Origin of the sequence: Actinosynnema sp. NPDC059335 (assembly GCF_042752395.1) — a bacterium.
Classification (GTDB): Bacteria; Actinomycetota; Actinomycetes; order Mycobacteriales; family Pseudonocardiaceae; genus Actinosynnema.
Window position 1 is genome coordinate 1 of sequence record NZ_JBHYXZ010000100.1, and the last position, 18,163, is coordinate 18,163.

Here is an 18,163-nt window from a genome sequence, read left to right on the forward strand (position 1 = left end):
GCCCGGTACCGGGCGCGCCCTTCGTCATGCCTGGTCAAACAGTCGTGCCGTAATGCTCCATGGGGAAGTCGGCACCCCACGGGCCGAAGAACCGGCACTCGGCCAACACTCTCGGATCCAGTTGGCGGGCCTGGACTTCGAGGGCGTTCAGTACCACGGCGAGCTTCTCCAGCTCATCGTGGCCGGCCTTGATCACGACCGACGTCGGGCGATGCTCGTCGCAGCCGCCTTCGTTGCCGGCCGACTCCACCAGGATCTCGCCGTGACTCGGCGGGAAGGTGAAGCTGCACGTCAGCGGATACGGCTCGGCGTCACCCACGTTGTTGATCGCCACCGCGCCGAAGCTGTCCGGGTAGTACCAACTGCCTTCCGGGTCGACCGGCCGACCGTTGGAGTCCAGACGCTCCGGGTCGGTGATGCGCTAGCCACGCGCGAGCAGCGCCTTGTGCAGCGCGTCGACCCGGGGGATCTCGATCCACGGCCCGTGCAGCGTCTCCACGTCGTCCCCCTCACGTTGACCAGGGACGTTGCCGTTCGAGGTCGACGTCACGCGCCACCACCTCCGGCCGCTTCCGCCGCCGCGGCGGCCGCCGCTCGGGCCTCGACGTCCCGCCGCGCCGCGACGTCCACCGCAGCCGCCCGCTCCAGGTGCGGCCACCAGTAGCCCCGTTCGGCCAGGTCCTCGGCCGGGTCGCGGGTGATGTCGGTCTTGGTCGCCGGGCCGCGCGGCACCGACACCGGCGGCCCGGTCGGAGTCGGCGACCAGCCCGGTGCCTGCGCCGGCGACCACGTCGGCGGGTTGCCCGACCAGCCCTGCGCGCTCGCGTACGGCGTGACGTACGCGCCGGCCGGCTGCGGCTGCGCCGCCGGGTCCGGCGCGGGCGGTGGTGTCGCGCCGGGCAGCGCCTCGCCCAGGTGCACGCCCGGACCGCACTTGTTCTTCCTGGTCACGACCGCTTCCCGCACCACGGCATCGGCGACCGCGTCCAGCGCCGCGCTCCGCCAGCGGGTGTGCCACTCGGCGGCCGGGACCGCGCCAGCGGTGGGCACGAACGCGTGCAACCACGCCGTGCGCAACCAGGACAGCTCCTCGACCGCGCCGGGGTGCAGCGCCCAGCAGTCGGGCAACTGCCGGCGGTCGACGAAGTAGCGGCCGACCAGGATCTCGTCGACCCACTCCCCCAGCAGCATCCAGGTCTGTTCGGCCTGGTCAGCGGTCAACCCGACCCAGCAGACTGGTGGGTGCTTGGGCTGACGTGGCATCTCCGCCAGCACGAGGTTGACGTCCTCGCGCAACCCGGCCAGCAGCGTGGTGTCCTCGGCCAGCCGGTCGGCGTGCCGGTCGAGGGCCTGGCCGTGCTCGTCGATGATCGGGCCGGTCTCGGAGATCCATCGGGCCTGGTCGGCGTGCTCCCGGCGGATCTTCGCCTGTTCCTCGGTGATCGTGGTCAAGTGTCCGTTGACCTCACCGGCGAACTCGCGGTGTTCGGCGGTGAGGTCGGCGAGCTCCTGCTGGAGTGGATCGGTCACACCGACCCCGACACACGCTCGTCGGCACCCTCGGCCTGGCGGGGGAACCCGGCAGTGCCGACCAGGGCGTCACCGAACACGCGCGGCGCGGTCGGCGGACCGGCCTGCGAACGCGGGTTCGGCGGCGTCTTGGCCATCTTCTTCCGCAGGGCCTTGAGTTCCTTCTCGGCGCGGACCTGGCCCTTGCGGTAGCGGACCACCACGGCCCGGCCCTCGCCCATGATGACCAGGGCGTGGCCGCGCGGCAGCATCCGGATCTCCTGCGGCGGCATGATCACCTCGGTGCGGGTCGAGGTGGTCTTCGACCGCGACAGGCCGTGCCGCGAGGTCGACTCCCCGGTGCTGACCGACTCCATCTCGCGGGTGCCGATCAGCTTGGACAGGTACTCGAGGTCGCCGGTGTTCTGGATGCCCCCGAGGATGACCTTGCTGAACAGGCTCATGATCGCGCCCGCCCCGATCACGCCCCACCGCTCGCGGAGCTGGTCGAACGACTGCGTGATCGCGGTCAGGTACATGCCGTAGCCGCGGGCGTCGGCCGCCCACTGCGCCAACGGCACCGGGGTGATCTTGGTGACCTCGTCGAGGAACATCCCGAACGGCGGGTCCAGCCGGCCGACCTCGCTGTTGGTCGCGGCCTTGCGCACGCCCTCGTAGATGTAGGTGGTCAGCGCCGACAGCAGCGGCGCGATCGTCTCGTCCCGGTCGTCGCCGATCAGGTACAGCGTGCCGCCGCTGCGGGCGAACTCCAGCACGTCGAAGCTCGTCCCGGAGCCCTTCGAGCAGGCCGCCGCGATCAGCGGGTTGGACATGAACGCCACCGCGCCGCGCGCCAGCGACCAGATCGACGCCTTCATGCGGTCGGCCTCGCTGCGCATCTCCGCCTGCAACGACGCCGCCCAGCCCTCGGGCACCACGTCGTTGAAGTGGCTGAGGATCCGCACCGCGTCCTCGTTGTCGGGGTTGGCCAGCCAGTACGCCACCGCGTTGAGGTCGTAGCCGCCCAACCGGGCGGCCATCAGGTACTTCGACAGGATCTCGATGCACTTCTCCGCCCAGGACGCGTCCTGCATCCCGGTGATGCCCTTGGTACCCCTGACCAGGGCCGTCGCCCGGTCGGTGGCCTCCTGGTAGAACTCGCAGCCCACCAGCGGATCCCAGTGGAAGTTGCCCATCAACCCGCCCACGTGCTGCGGGTTGAACAACGCCACCGGGCCGCGCTGCGCCCGCAGCTCGTTCGTCAGCAGGTAGACGTCGGGCTTGGTCGAGGCCACCAGCGCCGCGCCGGGCGCGTCGAGCAACCCGTGCAGCATCAACGCCGTCTTGCCCGCGCCGGGCGGGGCCACGATCAGCACGCTGCGCTCGAACCCGGCGTACACCCGGCGGCCGCGCACCGACCTGGACTCCCCCGTCACCGCCTTGCCCAGACGCTGGCCGTACTCGGTGGCCGCGGGCCGGTTGCGCCTGGTGGCCGTCGCCAGGCGTGACCGCCCGGCCAGGCTCGGACGCACCTGGTCGCCCACCGCGCGCACCGCGCGGGAGCCCAGGACGTCGGCGAAGTCGTGCCGGTCCGCCCAGCCCGGCCGGTGGAACAACGCCCGCCGCCGCGCGGTGCGGGTGCGCGACCACACCGCGTTGCCCACGCCCAGGCCCGTCACGAGCACGCCGACGCCCACGCCGGTGCCGGTGACGATCTCCATCGTGTCGGCGAAGCCCTGGCTGAACAGATCCGTGCTGGTCAGAATGCTGTCGTTGGCCAGGAGCGAGGTCGCTCCCAACGCCACCCCGGTGCCGGCTGTCGCCGCGTTCGGGTGCCTGCCAAACTTGCGCTTGGGCATACGGAGTCCTTAGCTCTCGTGTGACCGAGCGGCAGGGGGGGAGGCCGATCCCACCCCTGCCGCGCCTGATGCGGATGCACCCGGCACCACTCGACCGATCGGTCGAGCCGTCCCGGCTACACCCGGTGCAGCGGTCATCCCAGACCGTACGACTGCGGTCCGACAAACACACCCGGTTTCCGCAATATCGCGGAGTGTGACGTGCACAGCATGGTGACGTCCAATGCGCCCACCCATGACGCCGTCCGCCTCGTTCACGGGAGTCCGTCCTGGTCAGGGATCGGATACCGATCCCTGACCAGGGCATACGGGCTCAGCCCGTCGGCTGCGCCGAGAGGTTGATCTTGTCGCGGACGGCCATCGCGTCCGGCTTGCTGATCCTGAAGAAGGTCGCGAGCTGCGACGCGCTCGGCGCGGTCTCGCCGTCCTTGTTCGCCCGGGACGGCTCCAGCATCCCCTGCTGCATGGCGATCACCGCCACCGCCGCCAGGTGGTCCACCCGCTCCTCGTCGGCCGTGGCCATGAGCGTGGCCAACACCTGCGCGTCACCGCGCGAGATCCGGTCGTGGATCAGCAGCACCGCGGCGACCAGCACCGGAGCCCACCCCGTGCGCACCATGTCGCCCAGGTCGAGGTCCTTGATCGCGGGCCCGGACGCCGCCGCGAGCGACGCCAGCAGCAGACCCGCCTTCACCAGCCAGCCCTGCCACACCGCGCTGCCCGCCCGGGTGATCCCCGCCAGCGCCGCGCGGGCGTCGAACCGCATCAACGCCATCAACGCCACGGATGCCAGCGCCTCCAACGTCAACGACAGCCAGAACAACGGGTCGGTCTTGTCCCCGCTGGGCACGAAGTTCTTCTGCACCACGAACCCGGTGTAGAGCAGACCGCCGAACATCAGGGCGATCAGCGTGTTGCTCCACCGCGTCGCCGACCGGATCTGCGCCGCGATCCGCGCGTCCGTGCTGGTCAACCGCGCCCGCACCCGCTGCGCCCGCCGGTGCCACCGCGCGTCGCTGGCCACGTCCCGCTCGTCGCGCCGCCTGAACCGCCGGTCCACCCATCCGGTGACCGTCGCGCGCAGCTCCTCGCGGCGGGCCCGCCGCTGCGCCCGCTTGATCTTCCTCTTCCCGCGCTTGAGGTCGCGCTCGGCCTGCCAGGTGCGCAGCTCGCGGTTCTTGGCCCGCTCCAGCCGCAGAACCTCGCGCTCCTCGTCGATCTCGTCCGGGTCGAGGTGCCTGAACAGGTCCTCGTCGCTCTCCAGCCGCGCCAGGTCCTTCGCGACCTCCACCCGGGTGGTCAACGCCTTCACCACCGCACGCGGGTCGACCCCCTGCTCCTCGTCGAAGCGCGGGTCGTCGACCCGGTCCATCGGCGCGGTGTCGTCCAGGCCCCGGATGTAGTTCGCGGGGCTGCCCGACGGCCCCCCGTTCGAAGCCGCAACACTGCCGTTTGTCGAGCTAGCCAAGGCCGTACCATAGGTCTCGGACATGTGGGTTCATGATCCAATCTGTGTCCTTGGCCCCGGCCGGTGTCGTCAGCACCGCCGGGGCCGCTTGCCGTCTCAGCCGTTCTTGACCGGCGCGAGGGTGTAGATCATCGCGTTGGTCACCTTCCACATCGCGGCGAGTTCGCCCGTCGCAACCCCCGCCGCGCGGGAATCCAGGATCGCCGCGACCTGTGTGCGCTTGATCTCCCGATCGAGCTCGGCCCGGAGACGACGCCATCGCGCCACCCGCTCCCAGCTCGTCTCATGAGCGGCAGCTTGCCATGCCAGCACACCCGATGGCATCGGGTCGTCGCGCGAATCGTCGTCACTGTACATAAACACAATGTATTTATGTTTCCCCTCTTCGGCAAATCCGTGTGTGTATTCCCTGGTCAAGAACTTGCCTCGCGCGACAGGCGCGTGTCGCGCGCGTATACGCGCGCGTGTCGTGCTCCGCCAGGCGCGCCCACCACACGCCCGTGCCGACTGACGAGAGCGCCCGCGCACGGGTGTCGAGCGCTCCCAGGTCGGGCGTACGGGTGTCGTATGGCGCGTGTCGAGCACCCGCCGGTCGGGCGGGGGAGCGCCCGGAGGCGACACGCGCGTGTCGCCTGACGACACGGGTGTTGGCGCGTGTCGCGCCCGTGCGCGATGCTGACCGCCATGAGCTCACCGACCGTCCCGGACCTCCATCGGCGCATCGCCGCTCTGCGTGAGCGCGGACCGGTGGAGCTGGCGGGCAAGGTCGTCACCGTGATGTCCGGCAAGGGCGGGGTCGGCAAGACCCTGATCGCGATGGAGCTCGCGTACCTGTTCGACGCCGTGTTGGTCGACCTGGACTGGGACGGCGGCCGCGCCAGTCGCGCCCTGGGCTTCCAGCACACCAAGTACCAGCGCATCCCGCTGCTCGACGCGCTCGACAGCGGGCGGACCCCCACGCCGAAGAAGATGACCCGCAGACCCGACCTGGTCCCGGGCCACCCCGACTTCGGCGCACGCCAACCCGCCCCCGCCTACCTCGCCGAGCAACTGTCCCGATGGGCCGTCGACCTCAAACGACCCCTGGTGACCGACACCCACCCCGGCGGCAGCGACTCCACCTTCGGCGCGCTGGGCGCGGCCGACGTCGTGGTCCACCCCATCGCCCTGGCCACCCGGGAACTCGACGCCCTCGAGGAGACCCTCGCCGAACTCGAGCAGTACCCGATCATCCTGATCCCCAACGAGGTCCCCACCTACGTGCCCGGCCCCGAACTCGAACGCCTCGCCCAACTCGCCGAGAAACACCAGGTCACCGTGGGCCCGTTCATCAGCGAGTACGACGCCTACCGGCGTCGCAAGCTGCGCACCGTCGTCACCGCCGCCTCCGACTTCGGCAAGCGACCCGCTCAGATGGCCGCTCAGCTCGTCGACGTGGCAGAGGGGGTACTGACCTATGCCGCCGCCTAGTTCGGGCGGCCTGGACGCTCTCAGGGCCGCAAAAGAGGCACGCCGCGGCGGTGCGCGCCCCGTGCTTCCACCGAAACGCGGCAAGTCGGTACCGGCCCGGGAACCCGCCCCCACCGAGCTGACCGTCGTCCCCGACACGCCCGAACACCCCGGCGACCCGGCCGACGAAGCCGTGACCAGCTCCGACACCGGCACCGCCCGCCCCTCGGACGCCCCCGCACCGGCCGCACCCACGGCCGCGGCACCGCCGCGGGCCCCATCCCCGAGCGGAAGCACAACGGCGACGCACGCGGGCACCGAACCGGTCGACACCACCCCGGCACCCGCGCCGGCGGTGGTGACCACGCCACCCTCACGACGCCCGCCGGCGCGCCCCGCCAAACCGTCCCCGACACCCCGCCGCACCGAGCGCGCCGAGGTCGAGTGGACGATCCACACCCGCAACGTCCGCTCCGGCCTGATGGCCTGGGTCCGCGCGAAGCACAAGGTCCGCGACCGCGAACAGGATCTCCAGGAACTGCTGCGCACCATCCGCAAACACGTCACCGACGACGACCTCGCCGGGGTCGTACGCGTGGTCGCGGCCGGCACCGAGAGCTTCACCGAGCAGGAACTCGCCGAAGCTCTCGGTATCACGCTGCCGACCCCTACAGACCCCTTCTGACCAGCACCTCCATCAGCAGTCCTGCAGCGGCTACGCGCGCTCCCATACGCGCGGGCGCGCGACACGCGCGTGTCGCGAGTCGGGCGATCACGCGGGTGTCGCGAGCGTGCGGGCGGGCGCGGGTTATGAGGTAAAACCCCTGGTCAACACCGGTCGACGGAGATCCAGTACATTTCCGTGGCCTAGGGCGTGTCGCGCCCTACCGGACCATCCGATCAGCTAGGTTCACGATCATGTCGACACGTGACGAGCACCAAGGGGAGCGTCGTCGCGGCGAGCGCCGCCACGGTGACCGCCGCATGGCCGACCGCCGCGCCATCGCGCAGCGGCGACACAAGCTCGACGCCCCCCGTGACGCCGACGACGCGCAGAACCGCCGGCCGGACTACCGCGGACCCCGCGAGTCCTTCACCGTGCGCACGGAACCCGAGCACCTCGACGTCTACGCCCGGGTCGCCGGCCTGTTCGGCGTCAGCCGCAACGACCTGATCGCCTGGCTGCTCTCCGACGTCATGGGCCTGACCTGGCGCACCAAGGCACCCGACGTGCTCATCGCCGTGCACCGACTCCCCGAACTCGTCGAGGCCCTCGACGCGGGAATGCCCGACGACCAACTCGACGCGCTCGTCGAGGACATCAAGAGCGAGGGGGTACTGGCCAGGACCGCGTGACCAGCAGCTTCACCGGCTAACTGAATCACGAGGCCACCAAAGCGGCCGTTCCGAACGCATACCCGTCCCCGGGAAGGGACGGAATCTGCGGGAAGAGGGTCATCGGGCGGATGTGCGGGAACACGTCCACCCGGTCCAGCTGGCGGTGACGAGCGGGAACTCGTCGACCGCAGGTGCCTCACTACCTAGGAGACTGCCTTGCGAGGGCGTCTTCAGGGTAGCGCACGCCCTGATCAGAGTTCCACTCAGAGAAACGACGAGTCGTCGGATTTCACACCGACGACGTCGTCAGCCATGCCCGACTCGCGTGCGCCGAGGACGTCGGGCCACAACTCGATACTGCTTCCGACCAGCACAAACGCGCCCTCTGCGGTGCCACTGGTTCCAGCAACCGCCCTTCACGGTGACTGCGCCACTCCGCAGTGGACAGCGCGCGCCGCCCAGGCGGCCGCCTGCTGTGCCGCGTGTCTGCACATCGCGGCCGGGCAGGTGGCGCAGTGAGCGCCGGCGGGGGAGCTCGGCCTGGTCAGCGCCCGGACTGCGTGGTCTGCCAACGCCCCTTCGGGCGCCGCCGCAAGGTCGCCCAGGAGCTGCTCGACCAACCGGTGTGCGACCAGTGCTGGCATCTCGCCGGCGGAGCCGACGCTGTCCTGGCCCGCGTGCGCGCCGCGATGAACGGCGAACCCACCGGCCCGTTCCTCGCGCTCGACCCGCGGGCCGACGAGCTGATCGCCACGGCGAACCCCAACGACCTGCTCCACCCCAACGACCGTCTGGCCGTCGACTCCGGAATCCGCTGGTCAACGCTGCGCACCATCATCCCGCGCGACCGGCTGCGCCTGGTCACCATGATCGACCAGAACGCCGGCCGCCGCCCGCCGAACACCACCCGACCCGACGACGCCCCGGCATGGCTGATGCTGGTCGCCGACCACATCCGCGCCGACACCGAGCAGTTCAAGCAGCGCAACGGCTCCAAACGCAGCCGCTGGTGGCGCATCGCCCGCGTGTTCGCCATCTGCGCCGACCGCGACCGCCGCCCGCTCACCTGGGCAGCCCACGACGTCGTCGCCGAAGCCGTCGGCTGCTCCACCAAGACCGTCCAACGCTGTCTGCGCTGGCTGGAGAAGCAGGGCCTGATCTGGGAGGTGGTGCCCGGCTGCGTGCTGCGCCGCTGCCAGACCTCCGAAGCCGACCACCCCCGCACCGGCGAAACCGACGAACAGCGCCAGGCCCGCCAGGAACACGACGTACTGGCCGAGGCCGCCGCGGTCGTCGACGCCGCCGCCCGCCGCATCCGCACCGAGGCCGAGCTGATCGCCGTCGACGCCGGACTCGGCGGCGCCGCAGCCCTCGCAGCCGCCGACATCATGCTCGCCGACCAGCCCGGATACCCCCACGCCCCGATCAGCGACGTCGACCAGGACCACGAGCCAGACACCCGCCGCCCGCCGCTGTGGGAGCAGCACCCCGAAGAGTGGGTCAACCTCGCCCCGGTCTACGAGCTGCGCGTGCCGCTACCGCCCGCCGAGCAGGCCGAGGTGGCCCGCATCGTCGCCGCCATCGGCCCGCCGCCGCCCACCGAGGGCGAGCTGCTGGCCGAGCTGCACCGCAACAACTGGCTGCACCCCGACAACGTCCTGCGCAACGGCTTCGAGGCCGTCCTGATCACCCACGACGGCTGGACCGGCCTGGTCCACGCCGACCTAGATCCGCAGGCGTTCCTCGCCGCCATCGACGCCGTGACCAGCGGAAACGCCGCCGCGCTCGTCCGCACATCCAGTTTTGTCCACCCCCCGAAGGTGGCTACCTATGGGGAAATCGAGTCCCGTACCCAGAACCTGTGGATAAACGGACGCGCTCCGCGCGACTCATCGAAAAGGGACACGCCGAGTCAGGGGAACCCCTCGGATGTTTCGGCTCACACTGAAACCACTAATGACGGTGAGGCGGTGCAGAAGCGGCAGGTCAAGCCCATTCCAGAGTCGCGACGGGTCGCCGAGTGGCTATTCCGGGCCGCCCTGGACCCCGTGCTCTGCGAGGGCCTGACGCCGGAATTCGAGCACACCCTGGCCGCCGTCATCGCCGGCACCGGCCTGCTCCGACACGGCTGGACCTGGAACGACCTCCGCGACGAGATCCACGGCCTGCCCGAGCGTCTGCACCTACCGCGCTGGATCCGCAACCCCAAGGCGTTCATCCTGGCCCGGCTACGCGACGCCGACCCGCACCTGCCGCCATCCAAGCGCAAGGTCATCCTCGACGCCGAACGCGGCACCAAGTGGTTCGCCGAGAATCGCCACCGCCTCGCCGAAACCGAACGCAACGCCCGCCGCTCCGCGATCGACGCCTGCCCGCTGTGCGACCACAACGGCATCCTCGACCTCGGCGGTGACGCCCCACTGGTCCGCTGCACCCATGACGCCGACTCCGGCGGTTGGTGATGCGCCGGTGACGTCGACGCCGACCCTCACCGTCCCGCCACTACAGTAGTGCTTCCAGCAAAGCTGTGACCAGCCTGAACACCCCTGTGGGGATGGAGGAGCCGATGGAACACCTACCACCGGAACGCTCCGCCACAGCCAAGATCATCACCACCGAGCTGCTCAGATGCCTGGAACAGGACCCGTCGTTCCGCGGCCGCCGACTGCAGCCCTGGATGTACCGGATCCGCGAGTGGCCGGGCAAAGTCGTGCCCGTCAACGACGATCAACTCCACGCCGCCGTGCTGACCCTGATCAGCCGAACCCTCTGGCCACACAGCGAGCTCCGCGTCCTGACCAGGGAACTCAAGCCCCTCTACGAGGCCGGTTGGTGCAACGACGCGATCGTGCGGGCCATGGAGTACAACCCCGACGACACCAGAGCCGTGCCCTGGCACGCCGGCACCGGCGACGGCAAGCACCGCGGCGTCCTCGTCGACTTCATCCAGCGACGACTGCGCAAATGGCGGCAAGCCGACCCGGACAGCCTCGCCACCGTCAAGACCCACATCCCCCCCACACCCATCGTCCGGGCAGTGCCGTTCCACACGTGGGCCGCACGCATGTGGCAGGTCTACGGCGACGGTGAACGCGACCTACCCGCCAACCCCATGACCCCCGAACAGATTCAAGCCGTCTACGACCGTAACCACCGCCACCGCGGTACACCCCTCGACCGCGCGAAACGACGGATCGACCAGCTGGCCCGAGTCAACCGGCGACTCGAGGAACTCGGCGGTACCGCCCCCCACGACCCCGTCCGCGACGACTACGGCTTCGCAGACCCCACCGACGACCTGATCCTCCTGGCCGACCCCGACGTCCACCGCGCCCTACAAGCCTTCGCCGCCGCCGAACGCCGCGACCGCCACCACGCCACCACACTGCGCGCCGCCATCACCCGCGCACGAATCAACGGTGCCGCACGCCGCAAGGTCCCGTTGCGCACCATCGCCGAACTCTCCGCCGAGGTCACCCGCCCGGACGGCACGCCAGTATCCCAGAGAACCTTGCGCTACCTACTCGACAAAGGTCGCTGACCAGCCACGACGGGCAAAAATCAACCTTCGGACGAACTTGCGCCCACCTCGTCTACCCCGTCGACCACCCCAGGGGACCTGCGTCGCGCCACGACCTCATCAGAGTCGTCGACGAGCCACTCATCCTCCGCCGACGCCTCGGAGACCTCCGGCACTCCACGACGTCGAGCACGCAGCCGACCCGGACGACTCGGATCGTCGATCATCCGCAGCACCCGTACGTCGCTGCGCTCGGCTGTCTCCCGCGTCCCGTCCTTCATCACCAGGACCGTCATCTCCCGAGCCTCGCAGTCGGAGTTCGTGCAGTACACCTCCACCCTGCCCACATCGGCCGCCCGGTCGTGCAACGACACGATCGCGCTGAACTCACCGCAGAAGTAGCACAACACCCTAGAACCGTTTGCCAACCGACGCACCCACGGTTGCGTACCGGCGTCCCACACACCCCGCTCAGCAGTCACGCCCAAGACCCTAGGACACGCCCCCTCACCCGCTGTACGGCCACAACGGCATCCCCGACTCGGGAAAGGATGCGTTGCAACCACGACCGCGACTCGGGAGACTGGTGATCGTAACCACCTTCAGCAACACTTCCTTCGAGACGTGATGTCGAGTCCTCCATGTCCGATTCCCCGCTCTGTGGAATCGGCGACCCCTTCCGGCGAGCCTCACTCCCAATACCTGTCGATGCCTTACCGCCATCAGACCCGGACACGGCACAACCGGAAGACACCCCCGCCCACAGCGACCCACGAAAGCGACACGTGCCTACCATCAACGGCCAACAATTCCCGATCGATCAGACCACGGAAATGGGGATCGAGTTCCTCGGCCAGATCACACGGCATCTCATCGAAGCCCAAAGCGTGGTCGAATTCCTCTCAACCCTCGTCGGCCTGAAACTCGACGAACTCGCCGAAGATCTCTCCCGCGCAAGCGGGACCGCACGCGAAGCATTCGACGCGGCTAATCTCCTCAAAGCCGGCGCCCAACTCGAAGAAAGTTGGAGCACAGGCCCATCACGCCCCAAAGCCATCTTCGCCCGACACAATGCCGCAGTCGCAGCAGGAGCCCCCGAGATCACCGACCAACCTCCTGTCCCCCTCGTCGTCCACAACCTCCCCACACCCGACTTCGGGCCAGCGCCCCCTCAAGCCCGAGGCCGACGCACGACCTGCGGACAACCGACCAAGACCACCGGAAAGCCCTGCGCGAAGCGACGGGCCACCCTCGACGACGGCACCCAGGCCGACGGCTGCTCGCAACACATGCCAGACCACCAGCGCCCCTCCTGGGAGCGCCACAAGGCCCGCGTCGACGCCTGGACCGCCACAGTCGAACAGCATCACGCGAAAAACCGTGAACACCTCATGTTGGAAACCGTCGCCCTATGGCTCGAACGGCAGTCGGTGGAACTCGGATACGACTGGGAGGAGTTCACCCGCAGACTCGGCGCGCCCGAGGACTTCGATACCGATGGAACGGCCCCCGTCCAGCAGAGCCGCGAACAACAGCAGGGGTTGTGCCCGGACTGCGGCCCTCTGATCACCGACATGTCAGTGCTCGCATCCATGAGCCTCCGGGCACTCCTGAACTGGGCAGCCGAACAGCGACCACCCCACTGGGCCAGACCTGTCACTAAAGCAGGTGGTTGGCTACTCCAAGCGCCACCGAAGAACGACGCCAAAGAAAAAGAATTAAGTTTGTACGTCGCAGCCGACGCGCTTCTCGAAATCCGCGCCATGACACCTGTGAGTGATAAAGAGCTCGCTGCCCGTGAAGCCGAGATGATCGGCGCAAGCCCTCCAGCGCCGACACGGTCACCGGTCAAACCCCTCTCAAGCAGCGTGAACGCACCGCGACCCGGTGTCCGACCCACCGGTGGAAAGAAACCCGGGAAGTCACGCAGGAAAAAACGATAGACCTGTCCTCCGCTCCTGCGGGCTGCTCACCAGGTCCTTTGCCACGTCCCGATATCGGAGTTCAGCTCCTCTGCGACGCGCCGGCCGCCTCCTTCGGAGGCGGCACCGGTTTGCCCAGGGCAACCAGCCCTACCCGCCTGTCTAGCAACGCGTTCGCCTTATCCAACATTGCCCGGTGTACGTCGCGATGCTGGTGCGCGTTGACCACCAAGTGCACAAGCTGCCGTGGCCCATCGCTGCCACCAGCAGAACACCGCCGATGGTCGTTGCACCGTCCAGGCGCATCGCAAACAGCAGACATGTCGAGCCGCCGCCAAGCCCTGACCTGCGCTGAACCGGTTCGAAGCGAACTCCCGTGCCGACCGTCAACAGCCCGGTTCCACGACGCGGACAACGCCTAACAGCGTTCGGGCACCGGGAAACCCGTCCACCCCGACGAGCCGCGATCCGATGGTGAAGTCATGACACCGGTGATCACCAAGACCAGCTTCCCGACCCCTCACCTGGCCCTCCGGTCGACCTCTGCAGACCGCATCCGCCTCGTGAGCGCGTTCGCCGTACGCCAGGCCGCCGAAGCCGAACACCTTCGCAAGCGACTCGAACGCGACCTCCGCGACCTACCGTTTCCCCTGGTCAGAACCGAGTTGCTGCGGACCGCCCACGCCGAGACGTGGGCCTGGCGCTACTCGCTCGCGCTCACCAAACCGGACTCGCGCGGCACCGGACTGGAAGCCGGGCGCGTGCTGCTCTCGCTCGAACAGGGCGGGCCGAACGCCGACAGGCTGGGCTACGTCGGCCGCCACCGCCACGGCGCGACATGGAACGAACACCACCGGCTCTACGAGGGCGGCACATCGACCCCGGCCCACGACATCCTCCTGCACCACGGCCGGCTCGCCGAGCGCCGATTCGCCGAGCAGAAGGTCGCCGGCGACGTCCTGCGCAACCGCGTCCACCTGCCCGACGGCCGGTTGATCGAAGGAAACCGCCTGGTCAGAGGACGTGTCGCCGCCCGAATCGCCGAGACGCTGGCCGCGCGTCGAGCCGCCCGCGGCCGCGACGTCTCCCGCATGGAGACCGGAGGCCAACCGATCTACGCCGTGACCGGCCCGACCCGGTCCAGGGCGACGTGCTGGTCCGCCGGCATGACCGTGCTGGGCACCGCCGAAGAGGGCGACATCGACGCCTGGGCAACCGCCGCCTACCTGCTCTACCAGGGCATCCGCCACAAGAGAGGGTCCGACGCGACCCTTCGGGTGTTCCTCGTCGCTGCGGGCGCGGTGCTGCTCGACGAGGCGCCGGTGCTGCCGCACGACCTGGACCTCCAGTGCATGGTGCTCGACCAGGCCACCGCAACCGCGAACCTCACGTCCGCCCAGCTCAACACCTACGCGCACTAGCAGGACAGGCGTTGTCACGACGTCGACCAGCCACCGCGAACGACCCCAAACAAAGATCATTATTGGCGCACTACCAGCCCGCTCGACCTGCGTCGCTCCCGCCGACCCACCCGCCGGGCGACACCGGTCGGCACCACTACACGCGACCCCGTCGCAACACAGCCCGTCGACGCGCCCCCGCTCCGTACGACCGCCCTGCCGAACCCCGGTGCCGCGCGGACCTCCTGCCGGGCTCCGCACACCCTTCGCGGCCGCCGCGACATCGTGCTGACCACCAAAAACGGCTGACCGGAAAGCCTGGTCAACGCCTCGTGCGAGCCTCAGCGGCCACAAGCCCGCCCGCGTCGGCAGCCCCGACCGAAACAGAGGCGGCCCGGCGGGCGCGCACCCGCGCGACGGCCTCCGGACCGCCGAACACCGCCGCGTCGTGCAGCTCGCACAGCAACCGCACCCGCCGCCGCCGGCCCGGCAGCCGCTCCCCGGCCACCGCCGGCAACCCGTCCAACCAGCACACGCCGCCCGTCGCCTCCACCCGTACGACCCCGGCCACGACGACCTCCACCTCGACCACACCGGCCCCACCGAGGGACACCGCCGCGGCGATCGTCCCGCCCGACACGCCACCGAACCCGACGACGGGGTCGAGGTCCACCCGATCCAACTACCCACCGCAGTTCGTTGAAGTGCACTTCGTCAGCTCGTTGAAGACCCAATAACCGAACTTCATTCGACGAAATCGCCACCGCACGGCGTGTCGAGGCTGTGACCAGGCACTACACGAACTATCCACAACCGGTCCACCACATCATGCAGGGCACGCCGAAACGCCCGACAGGGATTGGTCTGGTCGGGTTCGGCCGCTCCATGTGGTCGAGCGGGCGGCCCGGCCGGCGCGGTGCGCCCGTCGACCCGGGCCCGGCTCGCGCCGTCGCGCGAAGCGGAGCTTGCGGCGCCGGCCTGCGCGGTACCAGAGGGCTCGCGCCCCCTGGACCCCGCGAGGCCCGGCGGCACGGCCCGCGCGTCCGGCTGCGAAGCGGTGCGGGTTCCGTCGCGCGGGCCGCACCGCCGCGAACGCGAACGACGTCGACCGGGTCGTGCTCAGGTGGAGAACCCGGTGCGCCGGTGCCGTCGTAGGGCGCGGCCGAGGTGGTGCTCACCTGTCGAGCCGGCTGTGGAGTCGATCGGGACGACGGAGATCATGCCTGGTCACAGGTTGACGAGCGCCCTGGTGGTCCGGGCAGGGGAAGCCGAGCCGTTCTGCAGGGCCACCGGCCAGGAGGGCCAGGAGCAACGCGGCCGGAGTGGTCCGGCGCGGCCGAGCTGGTGGTCGAGCAACGTGCGCACCGGGTGCGCTGGTCGTCTCCTCGCGGCGCAGGCGAGCCTGCCACACGCCGGACCACTCCACGCCAGGGACAGGACACCCTGGCGTTCCGGGCCCGGCGTGCGACAGCCCCTTCGGGGTGCGCCGCGAGGAGACGACCAGCCCGAAGCCGCCGGTGCGCGCGTGGCCGGGTTCAAAGCACCGGCCTGACGGCCGGACGGGGACGGCCCCGAACGCCGCCGGGCGCCGCCCGGACCCGGCACCACTCGGAGACGACCGGGGAACAACCCCTCCCGCAGGCCTCGCCCCCACTCTCCTTACCCACCAACGTCACCCGTTTGCGAGTCCCTGACCAGGGCTTATAAGTTGTCGTAGACACGACAAGTACGCTAGACTTAAGACACAACAGCAAGACCGGAACCCACCGAAGGAGAGCACCCGATGGCCATCCACTCCCGCATCCAGCTCGACCCCACCGCCCAGATCAGCGTCCGCCCCGGCACCGACGGCGCGATCGACATCGTGGCCCTGGACTCGAACGGTGACGCCTCCGCCGTCATCTCGATGACGCCCGCCCAGATCAACACCGTCCGCCAGGCCACCGACAACCAGGCCCACAGCGACAACTGACGAACCCGGGGCGGGCCAGTCACTACCTGGCCCGCCCCCCGGACCGGCCACAACACCCACCCCAAGCACCCCGAGGAGAAGTCGTGACCGAGCTGCTGACCTGGACCGGCACGCAGGACGACGCCGACCGCGAGTGGCGCCTGATCCACGCCCGCGACGCCCAGATCGCCGGCCTCGCCCCCGCGCAGCGCGCCGCGATCAACACCGCGCGCACCACGTGCCGCAAGTGCCAGGCCGACACCCCGACGGCCGTGCGCTGCCACGCCTGCGGCGACTGGCTCAACGAGGCCGCCCTCGCCGACACCGACGCGGCCGAGCAGGCGATCGTCGAGCGCGACGCCCGCATCGCGGCCGCAGCCCGGCAGGCCGGTGACCAGGCATGACCAACCAGCAGCGCACCCACGACACCGGCGCGCACCACGAGGTCGAGGAGACGGTCGGGCCCGACGACGTCGACTACGACGCGATGAGCCCGCAGGAGCAGGACGACTACGACCGCCTCAACGACGGACCCCGGGTCGGCTGGGACGGCGAGCTGTACGACGCCGACGGCAACCCGCTGTAGCCGGCCACCAACCAGAGCGCGAACACCCCCTGCACAACCAGCCGAGGAGCTACCAGCCGTGACCGTCGAGCAGCCCGACACCATCGAGTGCCACGAGGCCGAGGAGGCGTTCCGGCCCGACGACGTCGACCTCGCCACCCACAACCCGAACCGCTGCAACCTGGACGTGAGCGTGTACCCCGCGTGCGCCGCGGCCGAACACGGCTGACATGGCCAGCAGGACGACCCGCCGACGCCGCTCCCGGGCCTACCGGGCGGCGCGGCGGTACCACCGAGACCCGTGGGCCGAGCCGACCGCCCGCGAGGTGTGGCAGCACAAGCACCGCCAGGACCGCGAGGACGCCCGCGACGTCGCCACCGGCCTGAAGTGCGGCGCGTGCGGCCGCCCGGTCGGCGAGGACTACCCCCGCTGCCCGTCGTGCCCGCCCGACGAAACCCCCGGTCACAGCCCCGAGTACGACCCGGACACGTCGGTCTGGCGGCTCCCCGACGCCGAACGGCAGCGCCTGCTGGCCGAGGCCGACGCCGCCGAGCTGGCGGTCCAACACCACGACCGCCGCATCATCACCCGTCACGAGAACGAGGAGTGAGCACCATGACCACCACCGCAGAGGCCCGCGCCCAGGCCGCGTACGACGCCAACGCCCACGACGCCGCCACCGTCCTGGCCGGCGCCATCGTCAGTCTGGAGCTGGCCGGCCGCCGCGAGGTGGCCCTGCACCTGGCCGACGCACTCGACCTGCAGATGCTGACCCGCGTCAACGGCCTCCTGATGGAGACGATCCCGCCCACCCTGCGCGACGCCGTGCGCGACCGGGTCGCCCGCGGCGGCCGGCCCCAGCCCGACGTCGTCGGCGGCCCGTCCCGCGCCTGGTCCGACCGGGTCCGCGAGGCGCTGGAGAGCGTGCTGGGCGAGTACGCGCCCGGCGTCGACATGGACGTGCTGACCTGCGACGACGCCTACAAGAACCTGGTGTCGCGGATCATGGACCGGTGCCTGGACGACGACGTCGACCCGATCGACGTGCTGCGCCGACTGGACCCGCGGACCATCGCCGCGAGCGAGAACATGACCAGCGCCGCCGCCTGGCTGACCGCCCAGGTACGCGACCTGCCCGATCTGCACGCCTGACCGACCGGCACCACCGAGGGCGCGAGGGT

At 70.1% G+C, this 18,163-nt stretch carries 21 protein-coding genes; 13 read left to right on the plus strand and 8 right to left on the minus strand.

Annotation, left to right across the window (positions count from 1 at the left end):
* Positions 1 to 34 precede the first annotated feature (34 nt).
* The 6 genes from ACFXGA_RS26950 to ACFXGA_RS26975 all read right to left on the minus strand — a co-directional run bounded on the left by ACFXGA_RS26950 (position 35) and on the right by ACFXGA_RS26975 (position 5,193).
* Positions 35 to 334 (minus strand): hypothetical protein, encoded by a 300-nt coding sequence (locus tag ACFXGA_RS26950; protein ID WP_378092405.1) that lies wholly within the window; start codon positions 332 to 334, stop codon positions 35 to 37.
* Positions 335 to 421: 87 nt separating this feature from the next.
* Positions 422 to 550, minus strand: coding sequence for a hypothetical protein (locus tag ACFXGA_RS26955; RefSeq protein WP_378092408.1), 129 nt, complete (start codon positions 548 to 550; stop codon positions 422 to 424).
* Positions 547 to 1,530 carry a hypothetical protein gene (locus ACFXGA_RS26960; protein WP_378092410.1) on the minus strand — a complete coding sequence of 328 codons (984 nt, stop codon included), beginning with the start codon at positions 1,528 to 1,530 and terminating at the stop codon, positions 547 to 549. Before ACFXGA_RS26960 ends, ACFXGA_RS26955 begins: the two co-directional genes overlap by 4 nt.
* The gene (locus ACFXGA_RS26965) at positions 1,527 to 3,368 is read right to left on the minus strand and encodes a type IV secretory system conjugative DNA transfer family protein (RefSeq protein WP_378092413.1); all 1,842 of its coding nucleotides are present in this window, start codon (positions 3,366 to 3,368) and stop codon (positions 1,527 to 1,529) included. Before ACFXGA_RS26965 ends, ACFXGA_RS26960 begins: the two co-directional genes overlap by 4 nt.
* 313 nt (positions 3,369 to 3,681) lie before the next feature.
* Positions 3,682 to 4,836 (minus strand): hypothetical protein, encoded by a 1,155-nt coding sequence (locus ACFXGA_RS26970; protein WP_378092416.1) that lies wholly within the window; start codon positions 4,834 to 4,836, stop codon positions 3,682 to 3,684.
* 96 nt (positions 4,837 to 4,932) lie between these two features.
* Positions 4,933 to 5,193, minus strand: coding sequence for a hypothetical protein (locus ACFXGA_RS26975; RefSeq protein ID WP_378092419.1), 261 nt, complete (start codon positions 5,191 to 5,193; stop codon positions 4,933 to 4,935).
* A 327-nt stretch (positions 5,194 to 5,520) separates the two neighbouring features.
* Between ACFXGA_RS26975 and ACFXGA_RS26980 the strand changes: the two genes are divergently transcribed.
* From ACFXGA_RS26980 to ACFXGA_RS27000, 5 genes are all read left to right on the plus strand, one after another.
* The gene (locus ACFXGA_RS26980) at positions 5,521 to 6,306 is read left to right on the plus strand and encodes a ParA family protein (protein ID WP_378092422.1); all 786 of its coding nucleotides are present in this window, start codon (positions 5,521 to 5,523) and stop codon (positions 6,304 to 6,306) included.
* A 337-nt stretch (positions 6,307 to 6,643) separates the two neighbouring features.
* The gene (locus ACFXGA_RS26985; RefSeq protein ID WP_378092424.1) at positions 6,644 to 6,970 is read left to right on the plus strand and encodes a hypothetical protein; all 327 of its coding nucleotides are present in this window, start codon (positions 6,644 to 6,646) and stop codon (positions 6,968 to 6,970) included.
* Positions 6,971 to 7,203: 233 nt separating this feature from the next.
* Positions 7,204 to 7,641, plus strand: coding sequence for a hypothetical protein (locus ACFXGA_RS26990; protein WP_378092427.1), 438 nt, complete (start codon positions 7,204 to 7,206; stop codon positions 7,639 to 7,641).
* A gap of 497 nt (positions 7,642 to 8,138) precedes the next feature.
* Entirely contained in the window at positions 8,139 to 10,085 is a 1,947-nt protein-coding gene (locus ACFXGA_RS26995) for a hypothetical protein (protein ID WP_378092430.1), read from the plus strand.
* A 65-nt stretch (positions 10,086 to 10,150) separates the two neighbouring features.
* Positions 10,151 to 11,164, plus strand: coding sequence for a hypothetical protein (locus tag ACFXGA_RS27000; protein WP_378092432.1), 1,014 nt, complete (start codon positions 10,151 to 10,153; stop codon positions 11,162 to 11,164).
* A 20-nt stretch (positions 11,165 to 11,184) separates the two neighbouring features.
* On the opposite strand, the gene ACFXGA_RS27005 is transcribed toward ACFXGA_RS27000, so the two are convergent.
* On the minus strand, positions 11,185 to 11,553 hold the full coding sequence (locus tag ACFXGA_RS27005; protein ID WP_378092434.1) for a hypothetical protein: 369 nt from the start codon (positions 11,551 to 11,553) through the stop codon (positions 11,185 to 11,187).
* Between the two features lie 375 nt (positions 11,554 to 11,928).
* Between ACFXGA_RS27005 and ACFXGA_RS27010 the strand changes: the two genes are divergently transcribed.
* Positions 11,929 to 13,086 (plus strand): hypothetical protein, encoded by a 1,158-nt coding sequence (locus ACFXGA_RS27010; protein WP_378092436.1) that lies wholly within the window; start codon positions 11,929 to 11,931, stop codon positions 13,084 to 13,086.
* A gap of 461 nt (positions 13,087 to 13,547) precedes the next feature.
* Positions 13,548 to 14,486 (plus strand): hypothetical protein, encoded by a 939-nt coding sequence (locus tag ACFXGA_RS27015; protein ID WP_378092438.1) that lies wholly within the window; start codon positions 13,548 to 13,550, stop codon positions 14,484 to 14,486.
* A gap of 301 nt (positions 14,487 to 14,787) precedes the next feature.
* Here ACFXGA_RS27015 and ACFXGA_RS27020 read toward each other — a convergent pair whose 3' ends face one another.
* Positions 14,788 to 15,147 (minus strand): hypothetical protein, encoded by a 360-nt coding sequence (locus ACFXGA_RS27020; RefSeq protein ID WP_378092441.1) that lies wholly within the window; start codon positions 15,145 to 15,147, stop codon positions 14,788 to 14,790.
* Between the two features lie 1,101 nt (positions 15,148 to 16,248).
* Between ACFXGA_RS27020 and ACFXGA_RS27025 the strand changes: the two genes are divergently transcribed.
* The 6 genes from ACFXGA_RS27025 to ACFXGA_RS27050 all read left to right on the plus strand — a co-directional run bounded on the left by ACFXGA_RS27025 (position 16,249) and on the right by ACFXGA_RS27050 (position 18,134).
* Positions 16,249 to 16,437, plus strand: a complete 189-nt coding sequence (locus tag ACFXGA_RS27025; RefSeq protein WP_378092444.1) for a hypothetical protein — start codon at positions 16,249 to 16,251, stop codon at positions 16,435 to 16,437.
* 83 nt (positions 16,438 to 16,520) lie between these two features.
* Positions 16,521 to 16,820, plus strand: coding sequence for a hypothetical protein (locus tag ACFXGA_RS27030; protein WP_378092446.1), 300 nt, complete (start codon positions 16,521 to 16,523; stop codon positions 16,818 to 16,820).
* Positions 16,817 to 17,002: a hypothetical protein gene (locus ACFXGA_RS27035; protein ID WP_378092448.1), complete on the plus strand. Its 186-nt coding sequence runs from the start codon at positions 16,817 to 16,819 to the stop codon at positions 17,000 to 17,002. The genes ACFXGA_RS27030 and ACFXGA_RS27035 overlap by 4 nt, the downstream gene beginning before the upstream one ends.
* Before the next feature lie 58 nt (positions 17,003 to 17,060).
* Positions 17,061 to 17,210 (plus strand): hypothetical protein, encoded by a 150-nt coding sequence (locus ACFXGA_RS27040; RefSeq protein WP_378092451.1) that lies wholly within the window; start codon positions 17,061 to 17,063, stop codon positions 17,208 to 17,210.
* 1 nt (position 17,211) lies between these two features.
* Positions 17,212 to 17,592 (plus strand): hypothetical protein, encoded by a 381-nt coding sequence (locus ACFXGA_RS27045; protein WP_378092454.1) that lies wholly within the window; start codon positions 17,212 to 17,214, stop codon positions 17,590 to 17,592.
* Between the two features lie 5 nt (positions 17,593 to 17,597).
* Positions 17,598 to 18,134, plus strand: coding sequence for a hypothetical protein (locus ACFXGA_RS27050; RefSeq protein ID WP_378092456.1), 537 nt, complete (start codon positions 17,598 to 17,600; stop codon positions 18,132 to 18,134).
* Positions 18,135 to 18,163 lie beyond the last annotated feature (29 nt).